This is a genomic window from Sporosarcina sp. FSL K6-5500 (assembly GCF_038005665.1).
GTDB classification, from domain to species: Bacteria; Bacillota; Bacilli; order Bacillales_A; family Planococcaceae; genus Sporosarcina; species Sporosarcina psychrophila.
The window spans coordinates 3,965,669-3,982,688 of record NZ_JBBOTP010000001.1 but is presented as its reverse complement, the minus strand read 5'-3'; the positions used below and the strand labels follow the sequence as shown (position 1 = coordinate 3,982,688).

The 17,020-nt window shown below is 39.8% G+C and carries 21 protein-coding genes; 5 read left to right on the top strand and 16 right to left on the bottom strand.

Annotated elements, in window-relative coordinates:
* Positions 1-53: 53 nt before the first annotated feature.
* The 3 genes from MKX62_RS18955 to MKX62_RS18945 form a co-directional block, all read right to left on the bottom strand.
* Positions 54-542 (bottom strand): hypothetical protein, encoded by a 489-nt coding sequence (locus MKX62_RS18955; RefSeq protein WP_067209151.1) that lies wholly within the window; start codon positions 540-542, stop codon positions 54-56.
* A gap of 123 nt (positions 543-665) precedes the next feature.
* Positions 666-1,226, bottom strand: coding sequence for a GNAT family N-acetyltransferase (locus MKX62_RS18950; protein WP_340742606.1), 561 nt, complete (start codon positions 1,224-1,226; stop codon positions 666-668).
* 54 nt (positions 1,227-1,280) lie between these two features.
* Entirely contained in the window at positions 1,281-2,315 is a 1,035-nt protein-coding gene (locus MKX62_RS18945) for a serine hydrolase domain-containing protein (RefSeq protein ID WP_067209149.1), read from the bottom strand.
* Positions 2,316-2,758: 443 nt separating this feature from the next.
* On the opposite strand from MKX62_RS18945, the gene namA reads away from it, so the two are divergent.
* Positions 2,759-3,778, top strand: coding sequence for an NADPH dehydrogenase NamA (namA, locus tag MKX62_RS18940; RefSeq protein ID WP_340742083.1), 1,020 nt, complete (start codon positions 2,759-2,761; stop codon positions 3,776-3,778).
* 351 nt (positions 3,779-4,129) lie between these two features.
* Positions 4,130-4,606, top strand: a complete 477-nt coding sequence (locus MKX62_RS18935; protein ID WP_340742082.1) for a YbaK/EbsC family protein — start codon at positions 4,130-4,132, stop codon at positions 4,604-4,606.
* A gap of 139 nt (positions 4,607-4,745) precedes the next feature.
* On the opposite strand, the gene rnz is transcribed toward MKX62_RS18935, so the two are convergent.
* From rnz to mce, 6 genes are all read right to left on the bottom strand, one after another.
* Entirely contained in the window at positions 4,746-5,684 is a 939-nt protein-coding gene (gene rnz / locus MKX62_RS18930) for a ribonuclease Z (RefSeq protein ID WP_187044803.1), read from the bottom strand.
* Between the two features lie 16 nt (positions 5,685-5,700).
* Complete coding sequence (locus tag MKX62_RS18925; protein ID WP_187044802.1) at positions 5,701-6,885, bottom strand: DNA polymerase IV; 1,185 nt, start codon at positions 6,883-6,885, stop codon at positions 5,701-5,703.
* Positions 6,886-7,122: 237 nt separating this feature from the next.
* Positions 7,123-7,599 carry a chemotaxis protein CheW gene (locus tag MKX62_RS18920; RefSeq protein WP_067209139.1) on the bottom strand — a complete coding sequence of 159 codons (477 nt, stop codon included), beginning with the start codon at positions 7,597-7,599 and terminating at the stop codon, positions 7,123-7,125.
* Positions 7,600-7,613: 14 nt separating this feature from the next.
* Positions 7,614-8,735, bottom strand: a complete 1,122-nt coding sequence (locus MKX62_RS18915; RefSeq protein ID WP_340742081.1) for a M20/M25/M40 family metallo-hydrolase — start codon at positions 8,733-8,735, stop codon at positions 7,614-7,616.
* Positions 8,736-8,752: 17 nt separating this feature from the next.
* Positions 8,753-10,300: an acyl-CoA carboxylase subunit beta gene (locus MKX62_RS18910; protein ID WP_067209135.1), complete on the bottom strand. Its 1,548-nt coding sequence runs from the start codon at positions 10,298-10,300 to the stop codon at positions 8,753-8,755.
* A gap of 4 nt (positions 10,301-10,304) precedes the next feature.
* The gene (mce, locus tag MKX62_RS18905; protein ID WP_067209132.1) at positions 10,305-10,715 is read right to left on the bottom strand and encodes a methylmalonyl-CoA epimerase; all 411 of its coding nucleotides are present in this window, start codon (positions 10,713-10,715) and stop codon (positions 10,305-10,307) included.
* A gap of 110 nt (positions 10,716-10,825) precedes the next feature.
* Between mce and prli42 the strand changes: the two genes are divergently transcribed.
* Positions 10,826-10,921, top strand: coding sequence for a stressosome-associated protein Prli42 (gene prli42, locus MKX62_RS18900; RefSeq protein ID WP_156476017.1), 96 nt, complete (start codon positions 10,826-10,828; stop codon positions 10,919-10,921).
* Positions 10,922-11,019: 98 nt separating this feature from the next.
* Here prli42 and MKX62_RS18895 read toward each other — a convergent pair whose 3' ends face one another.
* Complete coding sequence (locus MKX62_RS18895; RefSeq protein ID WP_067209130.1) at positions 11,020-11,460, bottom strand: BrxA/BrxB family bacilliredoxin; 441 nt, start codon at positions 11,458-11,460, stop codon at positions 11,020-11,022.
* Positions 11,461-11,623: 163 nt separating this feature from the next.
* On the opposite strand from MKX62_RS18895, the gene MKX62_RS18890 reads away from it, so the two are divergent.
* Positions 11,624-11,881 carry a DUF3949 domain-containing protein gene (locus MKX62_RS18890; RefSeq protein ID WP_340742080.1) on the top strand — a complete coding sequence of 86 codons (258 nt, stop codon included), beginning with the start codon at positions 11,624-11,626 and terminating at the stop codon, positions 11,879-11,881.
* Between the two features lie 175 nt (positions 11,882-12,056).
* Positions 12,057-12,239 carry a DNA-directed RNA polymerase subunit alpha C-terminal domain-containing protein gene (locus MKX62_RS18885; RefSeq protein ID WP_067209128.1) on the top strand — a complete coding sequence of 61 codons (183 nt, stop codon included), beginning with the start codon at positions 12,057-12,059 and terminating at the stop codon, positions 12,237-12,239.
* Between the two features lie 207 nt (positions 12,240-12,446).
* Here the strand turns inward: MKX62_RS18885 and MKX62_RS18880 are convergent, their stop codons facing one another.
* From MKX62_RS18880 to MKX62_RS18855, 6 genes are all read right to left on the bottom strand, one after another.
* Entirely contained in the window at positions 12,447-13,457 is a 1,011-nt protein-coding gene (locus MKX62_RS18880) for a DUF418 domain-containing protein (protein WP_340742079.1), read from the bottom strand.
* A 463-nt stretch (positions 13,458-13,920) separates the two neighbouring features.
* A complete protein-coding gene (locus MKX62_RS18875) occupies positions 13,921-14,409 on the bottom strand; it encodes a hypothetical protein (RefSeq protein ID WP_340742078.1) in 489 nt (162 codons plus the stop codon).
* Between the two features lie 113 nt (positions 14,410-14,522).
* Positions 14,523-14,768, bottom strand: a complete 246-nt coding sequence (locus tag MKX62_RS18870) for a hypothetical protein (protein WP_340742077.1) — start codon at positions 14,766-14,768, stop codon at positions 14,523-14,525.
* Positions 14,769-14,901: 133 nt separating this feature from the next.
* Entirely contained in the window at positions 14,902-15,153 is a 252-nt protein-coding gene (locus tag MKX62_RS18865) for a hypothetical protein (RefSeq protein WP_340742076.1), read from the bottom strand.
* Between the two features lie 195 nt (positions 15,154-15,348).
* The gene (locus MKX62_RS18860) at positions 15,349-16,029 is read right to left on the bottom strand and encodes a DUF6710 family protein (protein ID WP_067209114.1); all 681 of its coding nucleotides are present in this window, start codon (positions 16,027-16,029) and stop codon (positions 15,349-15,351) included.
* A 131-nt stretch (positions 16,030-16,160) separates the two neighbouring features.
* Positions 16,161-16,871 carry a terminase small subunit gene (locus MKX62_RS18855; RefSeq protein WP_222618016.1) on the bottom strand — a complete coding sequence of 237 codons (711 nt, stop codon included), beginning with the start codon at positions 16,869-16,871 and terminating at the stop codon, positions 16,161-16,163.
* Between the last annotated feature and the right edge of the window lie 149 nt (positions 16,872-17,020).

The following is a 17,020-nucleotide window of genomic DNA, read 5'->3' as shown; positions in this document are numbered from 1 at the left end:
AAGTTATTTCCTCATTTAGAGTATGCCATTTTGAGAACTTATATTCATTGTAATTATAATGTATTCTGTATAATTATATTTAAAATCTCTAATTTATCCAAGTCCTTATTGTTATTTTTTGTTCTTCTATAGCCATCTTCTAGCGATTTATTATAGACTTTAACGAAATCCAAAATCGTAGGTAAATAGTATTCTGAACCAGCATCTTCAAATAGGTTTAAACTTGTATAATCTACATCCGCAAATTCCAATAAATCTTCCGTAAAAGCAAACCCAATTTTAATATCATTTTTAATAAATTCATGTTCCTGTAAGTTAACCATTCTATAGCCTAGCTGTTCCATGGTATGTTGGAGAAATTTCCATTTTTCTTCTAAATAAGTTAAGGGCACAAGTATATCAATATCTTGAGGAGAAAAGTCGATATTTGTTACTTTTCCAAGACCTAATGAACCATATAAGACGGGTACAATGTCTAACTGTTGGTTTAATAATCCAGAAATACATATAAATTCTTCATATAAATAATGTTCTCTATTCATAATTTCCCCTTCTATCAGTCAAAACTATATTTATATATAGTAGTAACTTTCACTCGTTTTTTTTGCACAGAAATCGATTCGGTATTAAAGTTATTTATCATCTTTTGGTGAAAATTTAGCACTCTATTTTCCACTCCACTCATGAACTAAAATACTGTATAAAAGGGAATCACGCCATCCATCTTTTAGTAATAAATCCTCACGTATTCTACCTTCTTTTGTCATGCCTATTTTCTCTAGCACCTTTGATGAAGCAACATTTCTTGGGTCGCATGTCGCATAAATACGATGGAGATTAAAATTTTTAAAACTGAATTCAATTACCAATTTCGCTGCCTCTGTTGCATATCCCATTCCCCAAAAATCTGGATTTATAATGTAGCCAATTTCTCCGATTTTATTGCTATAATCTTGGATATTTAACTCAGCTGCCCCAATCATGTTTCCGTTTCCCCTTAAAATTATGGCAAATACAAATCGACTTCTTGGTTTCTTTTTTGCATCTACAATAACTTTTTTTACAAACTCTTCAGATTCCTCCTCAGAGTTTGGTCCCCACGGTTGGTACTGACACACTAGTTGTTGCGATGCATATTTATGAACATCTACCCAATCTTTCTCCTCAATTTCTCGCATTATTACTCTTTCACTTTTAAGATATTCCCCAATCAAAAAAATCCCCATATCTAACTTTCCCACTCTCCTCTTCGTCAATTTTAATAAGGTTCAAGTCATTCTTTATTTAAAGGCTTGGAACCTTGTCAGTTCCTCTTCAATTCCATTCATAATGTCAGATGCTCCTGTTGACTTGTTTGAGCATACAACAACTATTTGAGATGAATTGGGAAAATAAGCGGAGTGAAAGCTAACTCCAGGATCATAGCCCATTACATGATACTTAAATACACCTTTTTCATTTTTCTTAATCCATATGCCATATCCATAAAAGCTATCTTCATCGACTTGAGTATGAGCCGTGAGTAACTGATTGGTTAGTACCTCATTTAGAAGTCGATGGTTCATCAAGGCTTCCCATAGCCTAACCATATCTTTTGCTGTTACATATGCTCCGCCATCCGAACCGCCTTTTACTGGTAGTGAATAAATATTCGTTTTCCATGTTCCGTCTGAATTATCTATATACCCTAAAGCAGTCCCTTGCGGAAGAGCATCAAACGCAAAGTATCCTGATTCTAACATGCCGACTTCTTTAAAAATACGTTCTTCAACGTAGTCAGTAAAGACAAGTCCACTTACTTGTTCAACTATCAAACCTAGCAAAATATAACCTGCATTATTGTAGTGAAACCGCCCTACTTTCGGAGATTTCATGTGCTCATTTTGAAAAAGTGGCAAAAAGTCGCTCAAACGTCTTAAGTGATACATCGGATTTTTGACCCACAGTTCCTCAAAGTCATCCATGACTTCTTCATCGAAATAATCTGGCATTCCTGTAGTATGCGTCAGTAAATGGTGGATGGTTATCTTTTCGTCTAAATACGGAAAATCCAAATCAAGACATTCTCCTATAGTCGTATCAAAAGATAGTTTTCCTTCTTCTACAAGCTGACAAATTGCAATTGAGGTGAAAAGCTTACATCCAGACGCTATTCCATATCGAGATGTTGTTTGATTTTTTAATTGTTCAGAACGATTAGCATAACCATAGCTTACATCTGCCAAAATCCTTTCCCCATCTTTAACAAATACAGTACCTGAGAAATGATTACTACTTTGAATTTTTGCAATCTGCTCTGTAATTTTTATGTTCACTTTTATTCCCCCAATGTATCTGTTTTAAGTCATATCTTTGCTTCAACGTAAGTTAGATAGTTTATACTCTTTGACAAATTCCTCGTAATCCATTACTTCAATTACATCTGACCAATGCCTAATGAAAATAACAGGTTTTCCATTAGCCTTGAAATCCTTAATAACAATCTTGATTATTGACAGCTCTCTTGAAAATTACCGAAATTCACTATTCCATTTTGCACATCTATAACTAAAAAAGCCTCCATTTTCCCACCAACTTTTCCTTTGATAGATAACTCTTCTAGAATGGTGATAACTTCTCCTGCTATTTAGGGGGTCGTTCTCTGACACTTTTTTTGAAAAATCGTGTTAATGCCAATCATCTTTCCAAGTCGGGACCCCCGCCTTATATTCCCGCATTTGTTATACTAATCGTATTAATCATTTAGGGGGTTAAAAACATGGCAAAGTTATTTGAACCATTTACAATACGCGATGTTGAATTTAAAAACCGCATCGTTATGTCACCGATGTGTATGTATTCGAGCCATAACGAAGACGGAATGATTGAGGATTGGCATAAGACACATTACGCCACACGTGCTGTCGGTCAAGTTGGCCTTATCATTGTTGAGGCTACAGCAGTACAACCTGCGGGACGAATTTCCTCACAAGATCTTGGCATCTGGAGCGACGACCATATTGCGGGATTAACAGAAGTGGTCCATCTCATGCAACAGCAGGGCGCGAAAACGGGCATCCAGCTCGCACATGCTGGACGTAAAGCGACAGTCGACGGCGATATTTATGCACCGTCCGCAATTGCATTCAATGAAAAGTATAAATCGCCTGTTGAAATGACTATAGACGATATAAAAACGACTGTACAAGCATTCAAGGAAGGTGCAATTCGTGCGAAGAAAGCCGGGTTTGACGTCATTGAACTCCATGGTGCACATGGCTATCTTATTAATGAATTCTTGTCGCCTTTATCGAATAAACGGACGGATGATTACGGCGGCTCTGCAGTAAACCGCTATCGCTTGTTACGTGAAATTATCGACGTAGTTCGCACTGTTTGGGAAGGTCCCTTGTTCGTCCGAATATCCGCACATGATTATACTGACGGAGGCATGACGTCCGTTGCGTACATTGAAATGGCGAAGTGGATGAAAGAGCAAGGCGTCGATCTAATTGATGTTAGTTCCGGAGCGGTCGTCCCAGCCGCAATTGATTCATTTCCTGGCTATCAAGTGAAATTTTCGGAAACAATTAAAGATGGTGCCGATATATTAACGGGCGCAGTTGGCCTGATCACAACTGGTATCCAAGCAGAAGAAATCTTGAAAAACGGCCGTGCCGATATGATTTTGCTGGCACGCGAACTATTGCGCGACCCGTACTGGGCATATACAGCGGCAAAAGACCTCCGTGTTGAGATCCAGTCGCCGAAACAGTATGAGCGAGGCTGGATGTTTTAAATAAGTTATCCTGCCAATATTGGACAGTAATTTATAAATGAAAAAGTAGTAGTGCAAACCCTGGCACGGGTTCGCACTACTACTTTTTTAGTGATATGCCTGTAGAGTATCCTCTTAGGTATCTACCAATAGTAAATATAATTTATTCACCTACTCGAGATATAAAATTCGTGGAAACTTCACGAACCAGATAAAGTATTTGTCTAACTCATTCAATTCTACGTAGTAGTTCCAAATATCTCCTAATGGAGTTATATAACCTTTCTGAGTGTTCACCAAAAATAAAGGTAAAGGTTATAACTTTGTAGAATATTGTCTATTAAACGAAAATGTTTGAAGGGATTGAGATAAATGCAGAAGTTAACGACTAGTGTTAAACAAGTACAAGAGAAACTATTGGAATTAGGACATCCAAACGAGGTCAACAAATTGACAGACAGCGCTCGAACTGCTCAAGAAGCGGCAGATGCCTTAGGGTGTGAGGTCGCGCAGATTGCTAAATCGATTATATTCAAACTAAAAAGTACAAATGAGCCGCTATTAGTTGTTGCGAGTGGAATCAATCGCATTGATGAGAAGCTAGTTGCTCAAACGCTAAATGACAAACTAGGTAAAGCAGACGCTGATTTTGTCCGTGAATCCACAGGATTTGTTATTGGCGGGGTTCCCCCATTAGGGCATAAAAACTCTGTACTAACCTTAATTGACGAAGACCTTTTCAAGTATGAAACGATCTGGGCTGCTGCTGGACATCCGAAAGCAATATTTCAATTAACACCAGATGAACTCGAGAAAATGACAAATGGACAAGTTATTTCTGTAAAATAATGTTTGATACATACACTAAACCCGATTCTTCCTGCAATAGGAAAAATCGGGTTTCAGCTTACATATTTTCACATAAGATATTGCTATGTTCAAGTAGATGTAACGGCTGAAAAGCACCTATATCACTCTGAATTCATGTTTAGTCCCGAATAACTTCACCGTTTTTCCATTCGAACCGTGAGAAGTCTTCCGCAATATGGAGTGCAGGGAAAATGGCTTCCCCTTGTTTTTGCAATTGCGCCACGTCGCTAGGCATGAAACGGGCACTAATATGATTTGCAATAAGCGTTTTAGCTCCTGCTTCTTGCGCTACCCGTGCTGCATCCCCGATTGTTGAATGGCCATATTCTTTCGCCAGATTTCCCGTATCTATATCGAACGTAGCCTCGTGAACGAGAATGTCCGTGTCTTGCGCCAGTTCAACAGCGGCACTACAATAATTTGTATCACCAAGAATGGCAACTATAAATCCTTCTTGCGGTTCCCCGGTGACGTCCGAACTGGCAACAACTCGCCCGTCCTCCAATATCACATCTTCTCCGCTCTTCAACTGTTTCAGTAGCGGACCGTTTGGTACACCCGCTTCTTTCGCTTTGGTGATGAGTAACTTTCCTGGAAGAGGCTTTTGCTCAATCCGATAACCTAAACACGGGATAATATGCTGTAAACTTTTCGCAGTTACACGGTAATCGGCATCTTCAAAAACAACGCCTTCCCCGATTTCATGAACAATTAGCTCATAGTTTAAATGCGTATTGGTTACGCGCAACGTTGTCTTAATCCATTCATTCAACCCAGTTGGCCCATAAATGTCAAGTTGCTCCTCGCCACCAAGGAATGAGCGCGAGCCAATCAATCCGGGTAATCCGAAAATATGATCGCCGTGCAAATGCGTGATAAATATCTTGCCGATTTTCCGTGGTTTTAGCGATGTATGTAATATCTGGTGTTGCGTCGCTTCCCCACAATCGAATAGCCAATAACCGTCCCCTTCGGCCGATAAATTCAAAACGACAGCTGACGTATTACGCATTTTGGACGGCATACCCGCCCCAGTTCCTAAAAATTGTAGTTCCATAACGGATATCCACCTTTCATTTCATGCCCCGCTTCACTGTTCCAGGACCGAATTTTTGTTCCAACTGCGAAAGCAAAGTATCCATTGTCTCTTCTTTCGCATGTTTTTCAAAGTTATAAATTGATAGCTGTTCATGCAGTTCATTCATCATAACCACATTTGATACGGTAATACCAAGAAGACGAATTGGTTCGCCATCCCAATGCCTTGTAAATAAATCAGCAGCTTCTTTATAAATATCTTGTTCTTTATAAAGTGGATTAAGGACCGTCCTGCTTCGAGAATGATTACGCCAGTCTGCTGTACGTATCTGGATCATGACGACTGTGCCGGCTAATTGTTTAGTATCAAGACGGGCCGCTACTTTGGACGCCAACCATTTGAAAACCTTCAGGCATTCATCCAAATCAGTTTCATCTACCGGTAATGTCGTTGAGCTGCCGAAACTTTTTCGTTCTTCAGCAGCTTCAGGGTCTACAAGACGGTGGTCAATACCATTTGCACGTTCATGCAGTCGGATGCCGTGTTTCCCAAAAGACGATTTTATGGTGATCTCATCTGTTTTTGCCAAATCCCCGATTGTGAAAAGGCCCAACTCATTCATCTTTTTCTCTGTACTCTTCCCAATTCCATGCATTTCAATAACCGGAAGTGGCCACAAGATAGATTCAATTTCCCTCTTTCGTAAAATCGTAATACCCATCGGTTTCTTCATATCTGATGCAGTCTTTGCAAGAAACTTATTCGGCGCGATACCAATCGAACACGGCAGGTCAAGCTCCTGCAAAAGACGTTGTTGCATAGCAGATGCAATATTCACAGCATTGGTCAATCCACCAATCGCAGTAATATCGATATACGCCTCATCAATTGACACCGGTTCTACAAGGTCAGTAAAGGTTCGTAACAAGTCGAAAACAGCAGACGAAGCGATTCGATATTTTTCGAAATCTGGCGGGACAATTACCAGATCTGGACATAGCCGTTTCGCCTCACCGACAGTCATCGTCGTGTAAATGCCAAACGATCTTGCTTCATACGAACATGTCACAAGAATGCCTTTTCGTGCTTTTGGATTACCGGCAACCGCCATTGCGATACCTTTCAAGGAAGGGTCATGCGCTTGTTCAACGGATGCAAAAAAACTATTCATATCCAGATGAAGAATGACCTTTGCTTGTGAATCACTAACCGTCGTCAAGACATATTCCCCTCCTTCACTTTAATACTACTTATGTAGAAATAAAGAATGCCATTGAATTCGCTCAGCTGCAAGGGGGATATCTCCCGCCCTAAGCCAAGCAACTTAGCCACCATTCTTAGGGCTTTGACTACCCCATTTAGGGCGCCTTCACTTAGTTTTTTAGGTATCCATTTGTTTAATATATTTAATTATAACATGCAAAAACCGGACAGATGCCACTGCCCGGCTTACAGATTACTTTTCTTGTGCTAGTTGTGCTTCCACATACTCGCCGATTTTATCCATCCCAGCAAGCGTTTGGGATAAAATCTCAGGATCGACAACGGTAATCATTCGGTTTTCTAAATTTGCAACTGTTGTGAAATAAGGTGTTCTTGAGTACGCAATAAGTCCCGAGGAAGTTAAAGCACTTTCTGGAATATCAAGAATTTCTTTCGCATTCAGTACAAGTAAACCAATGTATAAACTGCCAGTTTGAACTACAACAACACGTGCATCTTCATATCCTTGTGCAGTTTTACCATAGAGAATCTGTTCAAAATCCAGAATCGGAACAAGTTCCCCACGAATCCGCATAAGTCCGAGCATATATTCAGGAAGATGTGGAATCGGGTTTATTTGTTCAAGACGCTCAATTGACACGACAGTATCAACAGCAATCGCGTATTCCTCGTTACCACATTGGACAATAACTGCTTTTAAATCACTCATCCTTTTACCCCCTTTTACTTATTCGCTGTTACATGGATGATTTCAAGCAAGAGTTCTGTCAGCTTGTTCAACTCATCAACAGGCATCCGCTCATTTTTCGTGTGAATTTCTTCGTAACCAACAGCTAGTGTAACTGTTGGAATACCTGCGCCATTGAATACATTACCGTCACTTCCACCGCCGCTAGTCATTAACTGTGGCGTTAGTCCGATATTCGTAATGGCCTTCATCGCCGTTTGCACGACTTCTGCGTCTTCTTCAAAACTAAATCCTGGATACATCAGCTGAACTTCTGTTTCAGCTGTTCCGCCCATTAGTTCAGCAGTCCGCTCAAATGTACGAATCATATGTTCTATCTGTTCATTCAGCTTTTCTTGATTGATAGATCTTGCTTCCGCTAAAATACGAACTTCATCACAGACAATATTCGTTGCTTGTCCACCTTCAAAGCGTCCGATATTAGCAGTTGTTTCTGAGTCAATGCGACCCAGGGACATTGCAGAAATCGATTTAGCCGCGATATTGATGGCAGAAACTCCTTTTTCAGGTGCAACGCCAGCATGTGCTGTTTTGCCATGGATTGTCGTCCATAATTTTGCTTGGAAAGGTGCAGCAGTTACAATTCCGCCAACTTTTTGGTCACTGTCGACAGCATAGCCGTATTTCGCCGTAATCAATGACGCATCCATCTCTTTCGCCCCGACTAGTCCACTTTCTTCACCTGCTGTTATAATGAACTGAATATCGCCGTGTGGTTTACCACTTTCTTTCAATGTACGTGCCATTTCAAATAGAGCCGCAATTCCTGCTTTATCATCTGCGCCAAGAATTGTCGTACCGTCAGAATAGACATAACCGTCATCACGCAATTCCGGTTTAATACTTTGACCAGGAACGACAGTATCCATATGACATGTGAAATAAATTGGATCGATGCCTTCAGTAGTCCCTTTCAACGTCGCAATAAGGTTACCTGCGCCATGTCCAGTGCGATCGTCAGAATCATCTTCCTCAACATCAAAACCGAGTGCTTCCATTTTTAGTGTTAAAACATCAGCAATCGCCCGTTCGTTTTTCGTTTCAGAATCAATTTGTACGAGTTCCAAAAATTCTTCTAGTAGTCTTTGTTTATTCATTTAAAGCATCCCCTTAATTATAACGGTATATTACCGTGTTTCTTCTTCGGTCTAGTCTCTTGCTTGTTGCGCATCATGTCAAGTGCTTGCAATAGTTTAATGCGTGTTTCACGCGGATCAATAACGTCATCGACCATGCCGTGTGATGCCGCAACGTAAGGATTTGAGAATTTCTCTCGGTATTCCTCGATTTTTTCTGCGCGCATTGCTTCCGGATCGTCGCTATTGGCAATTTCTCTGGCAAAGATGATATTCGCAGCGCCTTGCGCACCCATAACTGCAATTTCAGCATTTGGCCAAGCATAGACAATATCTGCTCCGATTGATTTAGAGTTCAGTGCTACATAAGCACCGCCAAATGCCTTGCGTAGGATAACCGTTATTTTTGGCACAGTTGCTTCCGAATAAGCGTACAAAATTTTTGCACCGTGGCGAATTATACCACCATGCTCCTGTTTAATGCCCGGGAAGAATCCAGTTACATCTTCAAAAGTAATGATTGGAATATTGAAAGAGTCACAGAATCGGATGAAACGGGCAATTTTATCGGATGAATCAATATCAAGGCCACCTGCCATTACTTTCGGCTGATTACAAACGAGGCCGACCGGTTCCCCTTTCATACGGGCCAATCCGACGACAGCATTTCTTGCAAATTCAGCTTGAACTTCCATGAAGGAATCCGTATCAACGACTTGTTCGATAACCTTCCGTATGTCATATGGACGAATGGTTTCATAGGGTACGACATCCGCCAGATTTGCACGGTAATCATCTGCTTCGCCATAAGCTGCGACTGGCGGTTTTTCTGTATTGTTTTGCGGTAAATAAGCAAGTAATTTGCGGACATTTTCGAGAACAGTCTTCTCATCTTTACCACGGAAATGGGCATTCCCGCTGATTGAGTTATGTACTTTCGAACCGCCGAGGTCTTCAGACGAAATCTTCTCCCCAGTAACCGTCTCAATTACTTTCGGTCCTGTGATGAACATCTGGCTTGTTTCATCCGTCATGAATACAAAGTCCGTGATGGCTGGCGAATAAACAGCGCCGCCTGCACAAGGCCCAAGAATGACTGATATTTGTGGAATAACACCTGAGTAGATAGCATTACGGTAGAAAATTTCACCATAACCGTCAAGTGAGACGACACCTTCTTGAATCCGTGCTCCGCCCGAATCATTCAGTCCGATGAATGGTGCACCATTTTTAGCAGCGAGATCCATGACATTGGCGATTTTCATGGCGTGCATTTCCCCTAGCGCTCCTCCAAAAACAGTAAAGTCCTGTGAAAATAAATATATTGGTCTACCGTTAACTTTCCCGTAGCCAGTTACCACGCCATCGCCTGGGCCGACTTGCTTGTCCATCCCAAAGTCCCGCGTACGGTGGATAACAAACGGATTTAATTCAACAAATGAATTCGGATCTAGCAGCAAGTCAATTCGTTCCCTTGCGGTCAACTTCCCTTTTTCATGCTGTTTAGCAATTCGCTCGTCTCCGCCACCAAGTTCAATCACTCTTTTTCTATCATATAATTCATTGATTTTATCATAGATATCCATTTTGTCAGTCCCCTTTGCCGCTTTTATCGCATAGCTCATACAATACGCCGAATGATGATTTTGGATGGAGGAACGCCACATCCGCTCCACCAGCACCTGGTTTCGGTTCTTCTTGCAGTAACTGAACGCCTTTTTCCCGCAGTTCAGCCATCCTTGAACGAATATCCGTCACACCGAATGCGATATGATGAACTCCTTCACCACGTTTTTCGATGAATTTCGCAATTGCTCCATCTTTCCCCAGTGGTTCCAATAACTCAAGCTTAATATTCCCAGCGTCAATGAACGCGACGCGCACGTTCTGACTTGGGACCTCTTCAACTGCTAAAAGCGTAAGCCCGAGCGTATGTATGTAATAGTCTATTGATACATCGATACTTTTGACAGCGATTCCAACGTGGTCTACTTTTTGCATAACAATTCCCCCTCCCCCTATTGTACATTTTACCTCATTAAACGGCTAGATGTTGTGATATTCATAAATTCTGTTAAAATAGAATTATAAAGCTTAAGGAGTTTTGACTAATGAGCAATCGTAAAGTACAGAAAGTCGTTGTTTTGGTAATGGTTGGAGCAATGCTTGCTTCAAGTGTTATGTTCGGTCTTAGCATGATCATGTAAAAGCAAAAAACAGTCCGTATGTGCAATCTAGCACATACGGACTGTTTTTTGCTTTATATGTCTAGCCTAAGTTCATTTTCAGAAGCCCAGCACTTTTCTTATAGTTCTTCGCAATATTCCTCAAATTGACTTTGTAGATTTGTCACAACAGACATTGGATCATGTCCTTCGATTTCATAACGTCCAACTTCAGCGACAAGCTTGCCGTCTTTCAGAAGTACGAATGATGGTGATGAAGGCAGGTGATCTTCTCCGAAAAGCATACGTGCTTGTGCAGTTGCTTCTTTGTCTTGTCCTGCAAACACAGTTACTAAGTGATCCGGACGTTTGTCATAATGCACTGCGTGTGCAGCTGCTGGACGTGCGATACCACCTGCACAACCGCAAACCGAGTTCACCATTACAAGTGTTGTGCCAGAACGTTTAAACGCATCTTCAACAAGCTCAGGCGTTGTCAGCTGCTCATAACCGCTAGCTTCCATCTCTGAACGTGCTTGTCTAAGGATATCATTCATATAAAGATCAAAATTCATATTCATGTTAATCAAACCCCTCTCTATTTACTTCTTTATCATAGCAGGACAGGGAGTTTCCTGCAAAAAATCGATTTCGAAATAATTAATAACCCAAAATGAAACCTTTTCCAGTTTCTTTCGTAAAACTACTAACTACTAATTATTCGACAAGGAGGAGAACGAAGTAATGGAATTCTGGATCATCGGTTCGGTTTTCGTGATGTACTTTCTTGTTATGATTCCAGTTCAATATAGCAATATTGTAGCTACAAAAAAAGAGCTTGAAGAATCTGGTTTAACGCATAACGTTACATATGAAGTAATGAGTTTTGAGCAGCAACAGTTACAACTTAATCTACAAGGTAATCTCTTTAATTTACCCGCGACATTAATGGCACAGTTTATTTATTTCATGCGCCATCGAGGCAACAAAAAGGTTAAATAGATGAAGGCTGTTGGAAAAGTCAATGTAATTTTCAATAAGGTAATCCAACCTCAATCTTATCGAGGTTGGATTACCTTTTTTACTGTATGTTTATACTTTAATTTGTCAGTTCGTACACCATGTTAATAGAACCCCCCCACACGGTTAAGATATCCACTTTGACAAAGAAAAATATTTGAAAGAACCAATTGAAATACTGGAACTAAGTGTACGGTTGACTAAGATACTTAAAAAGAATGACATTCACACGCTAGAGGACCTTATCACTGAAGATACCTTTGAACTTGAATGTACGGGTCCGATATTTAGGAAAGAGTTAGAGGAAGTAATTGACGAGATTATATTAGAAGTTCAATAAAACAAATATAACGAACTTTCCCTAATCTGATTGGTCGTTGTTTTTTTTGCAAACCCATCTTTCTTTCGGATTCCACGTCCCCATGGACACCCTTGCGTTAGGCTAACTGTTACTTCTGCCTTCAAAGTTCGGGACTTGCACCCTATAGACTACTCCCATGCAGGGCGCACGATAAAAAATCCAACATATTTCTGTTGTGCCGGTACATTATTTTTCTTTAACCAAAGGAATGATTGTCCAATACGTAATAACTCTCCAGATCCATTCAAGTGGGCCCATTTTAAAATAGCGTAGCCAAATCATACTGAACACCATCTGAATGGCACAAATTACTATGCATATATATAAGGTTCCCATATACGAAAGGTTTGCTGATAGATTAAAAACTCTACCAGCAAGTAGAATAAGTGCAGTTTGTCCTACATAATTGGTCAATGCCATCCGACCATAATGCTTTAGCGGTGAAAGAACAAGTTTTATTACTTTTGATTGTAATAAAAGAAGCAACAATCCTACATAAAATGCTGACAGTACTGGGCCGACCATTATACCGGCTCTCAAAAATTTACTTACCGCGTCAATTGGCCCTTCTTCATCTATAACTATCATACTGAAAAACGGTTCGTAAGGTACTAATTGATACTGTGTATATAAGGCGAATCCACTGCAGATTAACGCGCTTGCTGTAAAGATAAAGAAACGTCTTTTTTCACCAAGGTTTTCAAAAATACGATATTGGCCACAAACCAAGCCCAATAAAATCAATGGAAATGTTAAGAGTAGTTTCTCTCCCATAACTGCAAACACGACAAGCAACATCATGCCTATAGCAAGGTTCACATGCTTGTTTACTTTAAAGAACGGTAATACAAGTAATCCGCATACAGCATAAACTGCTAATGCTTCTCCCGGTTGAAAAAACATATGAACCATCCCAAATACAAATAGAATTACTATTCTACGTATAAACAATACATATCCATTTTGTTTTTTACTTCGTGCCCGCGTAAGAAAGATATAAAATCCCACTCCAAACAAAAATGAAAAAATGGAGTAAAAACGACCTTCTACAAATAAAAATAAAAATCGTTGATAACTTGCATCTATTGTATGCGGCTCAGGAATACCTATTTGAAGCAAAGCCAATATATTTACCAGAATGATTCCCAACAAGGCGAATCCACGTATATAATCCAGTTCCTCAATTCGTTTATTCATTCTATATTTCTCCACTCCATTTCTGATTTCATTGTAGGATAAATCCCAATACCTATCCATCGGTTCGGGTGACGTTTACCTTACAGTTTTGCAACATCTAATAATTCCTGCTAGATCGGCTATTAGATGAAAGTTGGATTACGAATGAAGGAGTTGAACGAACAGCTGGGCACTTTTCTCCAATGTTTAATAGATGTAATTGAACAGCGAGACAGAAATTTGATGCATAATCTGACCCAAACGGTGATGTATGTACATTTACTTCTAATAGACATAACACCCGAATGAGGAAGTATTTAACTTCATTACTCAATAAAAAGCGGCCAACCACAATTAATTCTGTAGAGGGGCCGCTTTTTATTTGGTCTTGTTTAACCTTTCCACAGAAAACTGGACCAATAAAAAAGACCGTCAATTGACGATCTCCTCTTGTTGAACTAAAGCACCACAACTGTAGGCTTTTTCATTTCATATACTGCTTTAAAAATGGCTCAATTCCTGGATAGCTTTCATTTATTACGATGGAGAGCAATTGATTACTGTCGACGATACAGTGCGTCATTAACTGATGTAGGGCTGACGCTAAACATTTTTCAGCATTGATTTCTTCAACTAACTTACACGTTTTTGACTCCAATAATGCTATTACTTTACAATACTGTTCCTCCTTGGCTAAGGAAAGCACTGTATCAACTACATTTTTCTCTTGCACGAGTAGCCGAAGTGCTAAATGTAAGCATTTTTTTTGTGCCTGCAATTTTACCTCATCTACTATGCGGATAACAGGTGGCTCTGGGGGACGTGCATGAAGGAGAGTTTGATCAATAGCCCAGACGTAAACACCCTCTCGATTATTAAAGTAGCTCGGATCTCCAAACTGTATCACCCCACCACAATGCGTACAAACTGCCGTATAGTTTACATAAAACACATCAATCCCTGGCTTTTCCACATTTCTGTACGTCCTATACGGAATAAATACATCATGTGCGCAGAAAAGACAAATAAGCGGTCGGTTCAAAATAGTAATTCGACTTTCCTCACAGCTTAAATCTTCTACCATATCTAATCTACCTGTTTGTAAACGATATTCGTTTCCATCCCTTTCGTTAGTTGTTGGAACTGCTGAATATTACCACAGTCTTTGCAAGTTAAAGACTGCAGTGTTAATTGCTGCTTTTGCTCTTCATCAACAAACGGTACTACATCAATATATACTTCCCGATGACTAAAAATGACACCTTCACAGTGGGTACAGCTTAGCTGTTTACCTACAATCCTTATTTCATAATTACCACGTCTTTTAACCAATTTACGACATCCTCCCTTTTCTAAGCTTCGATAATATCCAAAATCCGCCCTCTGTTTAACTAATTGACTATGTATAGCTTTTCTTCTTCCACTAAACTGCTGTGTTGGTTAAACAAAAACAGTGCATTATTCTCTATTCGTCCTTATTCATTTGAATACCTCTGGAATTTGACAAATTAAAAAAGCTGCCCATCCATAATCTAATCTGTGGAAGTACCGCTTTTAATTTAATATTATAGTCGACGGCATTCGCTTCCGCATAAACATACTTTGGAACGGCTGATTGTGAGTAACAGATTTCAATACCGATAGATGCTCGATTACCTTTGCCTTGTCCATCCCCTGCATGATAGATAGTAGCGTGTAAATACAACGTGCTTGTCATCGATTGCGACGCGATAACCTACAACGGTTGCATTCCTTGTCATGTAAGCAATCTCATTAGCTGCCGTCGCATCATTGTACGTATTGTGGATGGTCACATACTCTGGTTTCATGGCGTATGGTACTTTTATATTCACCTGTCTATTTCACTACGACGCATAATGGTCCGAAAGTGAATAACAGAAACATGCGGAATTCATCTTGTATGATTAATAATCAATCTACCAATCTCAAATATTACAGCCTCTTCGAAGGACTGTACCTCACATAGTTTTTTTCTAGAGTCTTTTTTGTAAAAATACACTCCGTCAGTTTCAATCCAATCATACAGACAATGCATTTTCAACTTTTCAGCAGGTAATACTCCTTTTCTGTTAAGTATACCTACGCTTCCAGAGTGAAATCCATTCTCAATCAATCCTATTTTAAACGGCTCTATAAATACTGCTCTATGATTTAATTCATGATATAACCATTCTTCCCTACTAATATTAGAAATAGCTCCAATGAATCTTCTCGGAGACCACGGAATACTAAACACAACATCCTTACTAAAATCAAGCATTACAGAAGTTGTATTTTGACTATCTTCGTAAATTTCTAATGGAATGTTATTCTCTTTTAAAACATGATAAGGTGGATAAAAAAGATTATCTATTTTAGGAATATCATACTCTACAGTTGTCATAATAGGTTGCAACAATCTAGACTGTATTGAAAAAGCAAAAATATGAATTGCACGGTAAATGGGATGCTCGGAGTCATCTAACGATATATTTGTATTTTCGTTTATTATATTTTTAGCCATCAACATGCTATTCTCGAATTTTATATTTATTATGCGTTCCTCTTTTTTATTTTTACTTTTCCAAAACATATAAATCCCCCCTTTAACCCACAATTCTACAAAAGGAGGAATAATCCTTCATTTACTTCCCTGCTTCAACCTGCCCGGCCAAATATTCAGCCACCGGAACCTGATAAATCTCCGTGAGGAACGCGAAATACTTAATCGTCGCTTTCGGTTGGGTTTTCGACATCGCTCCACACCTCCAACCTTGTCGCATCTAGTGCTTCGTTAAATCCATCATCTTCGTACTGTTCAGGATCCTCGTTACCGAATGCTTTTGCATGAGCTATTTTCAATTTTTCTTGTTCAAGTTGACGTTTGAAGTGGTCTGGTAGCATATCGAAATGTTTGGATAGGAAGTCCATTGCTTTTTCTCGACTAGCGAGCTTGATAGATACTCCATCCTTACCTTGCTTAACTTCACTGATTATAGTTCCATCCACTTCATCGTCATTCTTGAAATCAAGATGACTCATCTTATAGGTGATCGGTTTGAAATTAGCATCCAACATAACCTTGCCCGTTTTCGGATGCCGTTGTTCCATCTCGATACTTCCGAACTCAACAAAGTCTGTTATGTCTGCAAAGGCTATTTGAATGTACTTATTCAACACATCCATCGCGGTAATGAAGACTTCCTGGTGCATTTCACCTTTCAGTCTTCTGACTTCGACTGCCACCTTAACATTTCTAAGCAACCGACTTCCATCGACGTGAGCACTATTTCTTGCATACCCACCCTTGATAGCTGCCATTGTCGCGTTAAAGCTCTTAATGTAGTAAATACAAAAAAGCCTCTGCTTATCGGTTAAATCATCCGTCTCGACAAAGACTTCTTTTGCTACCTTTTTCGTTGCGTCGCGCTTCACGTTTCCTCTTGACTATTTTTCTCGATTCTTTCTACTGCGAATGGTGGAATCTTTCACGCCATGCTTTCCGCTAAATCATTGAATTATATTTCACTTGTTTCCCACTCTTTCTGTATCTCTTCCCAGTTTGGCACATCACCGTCCACCTC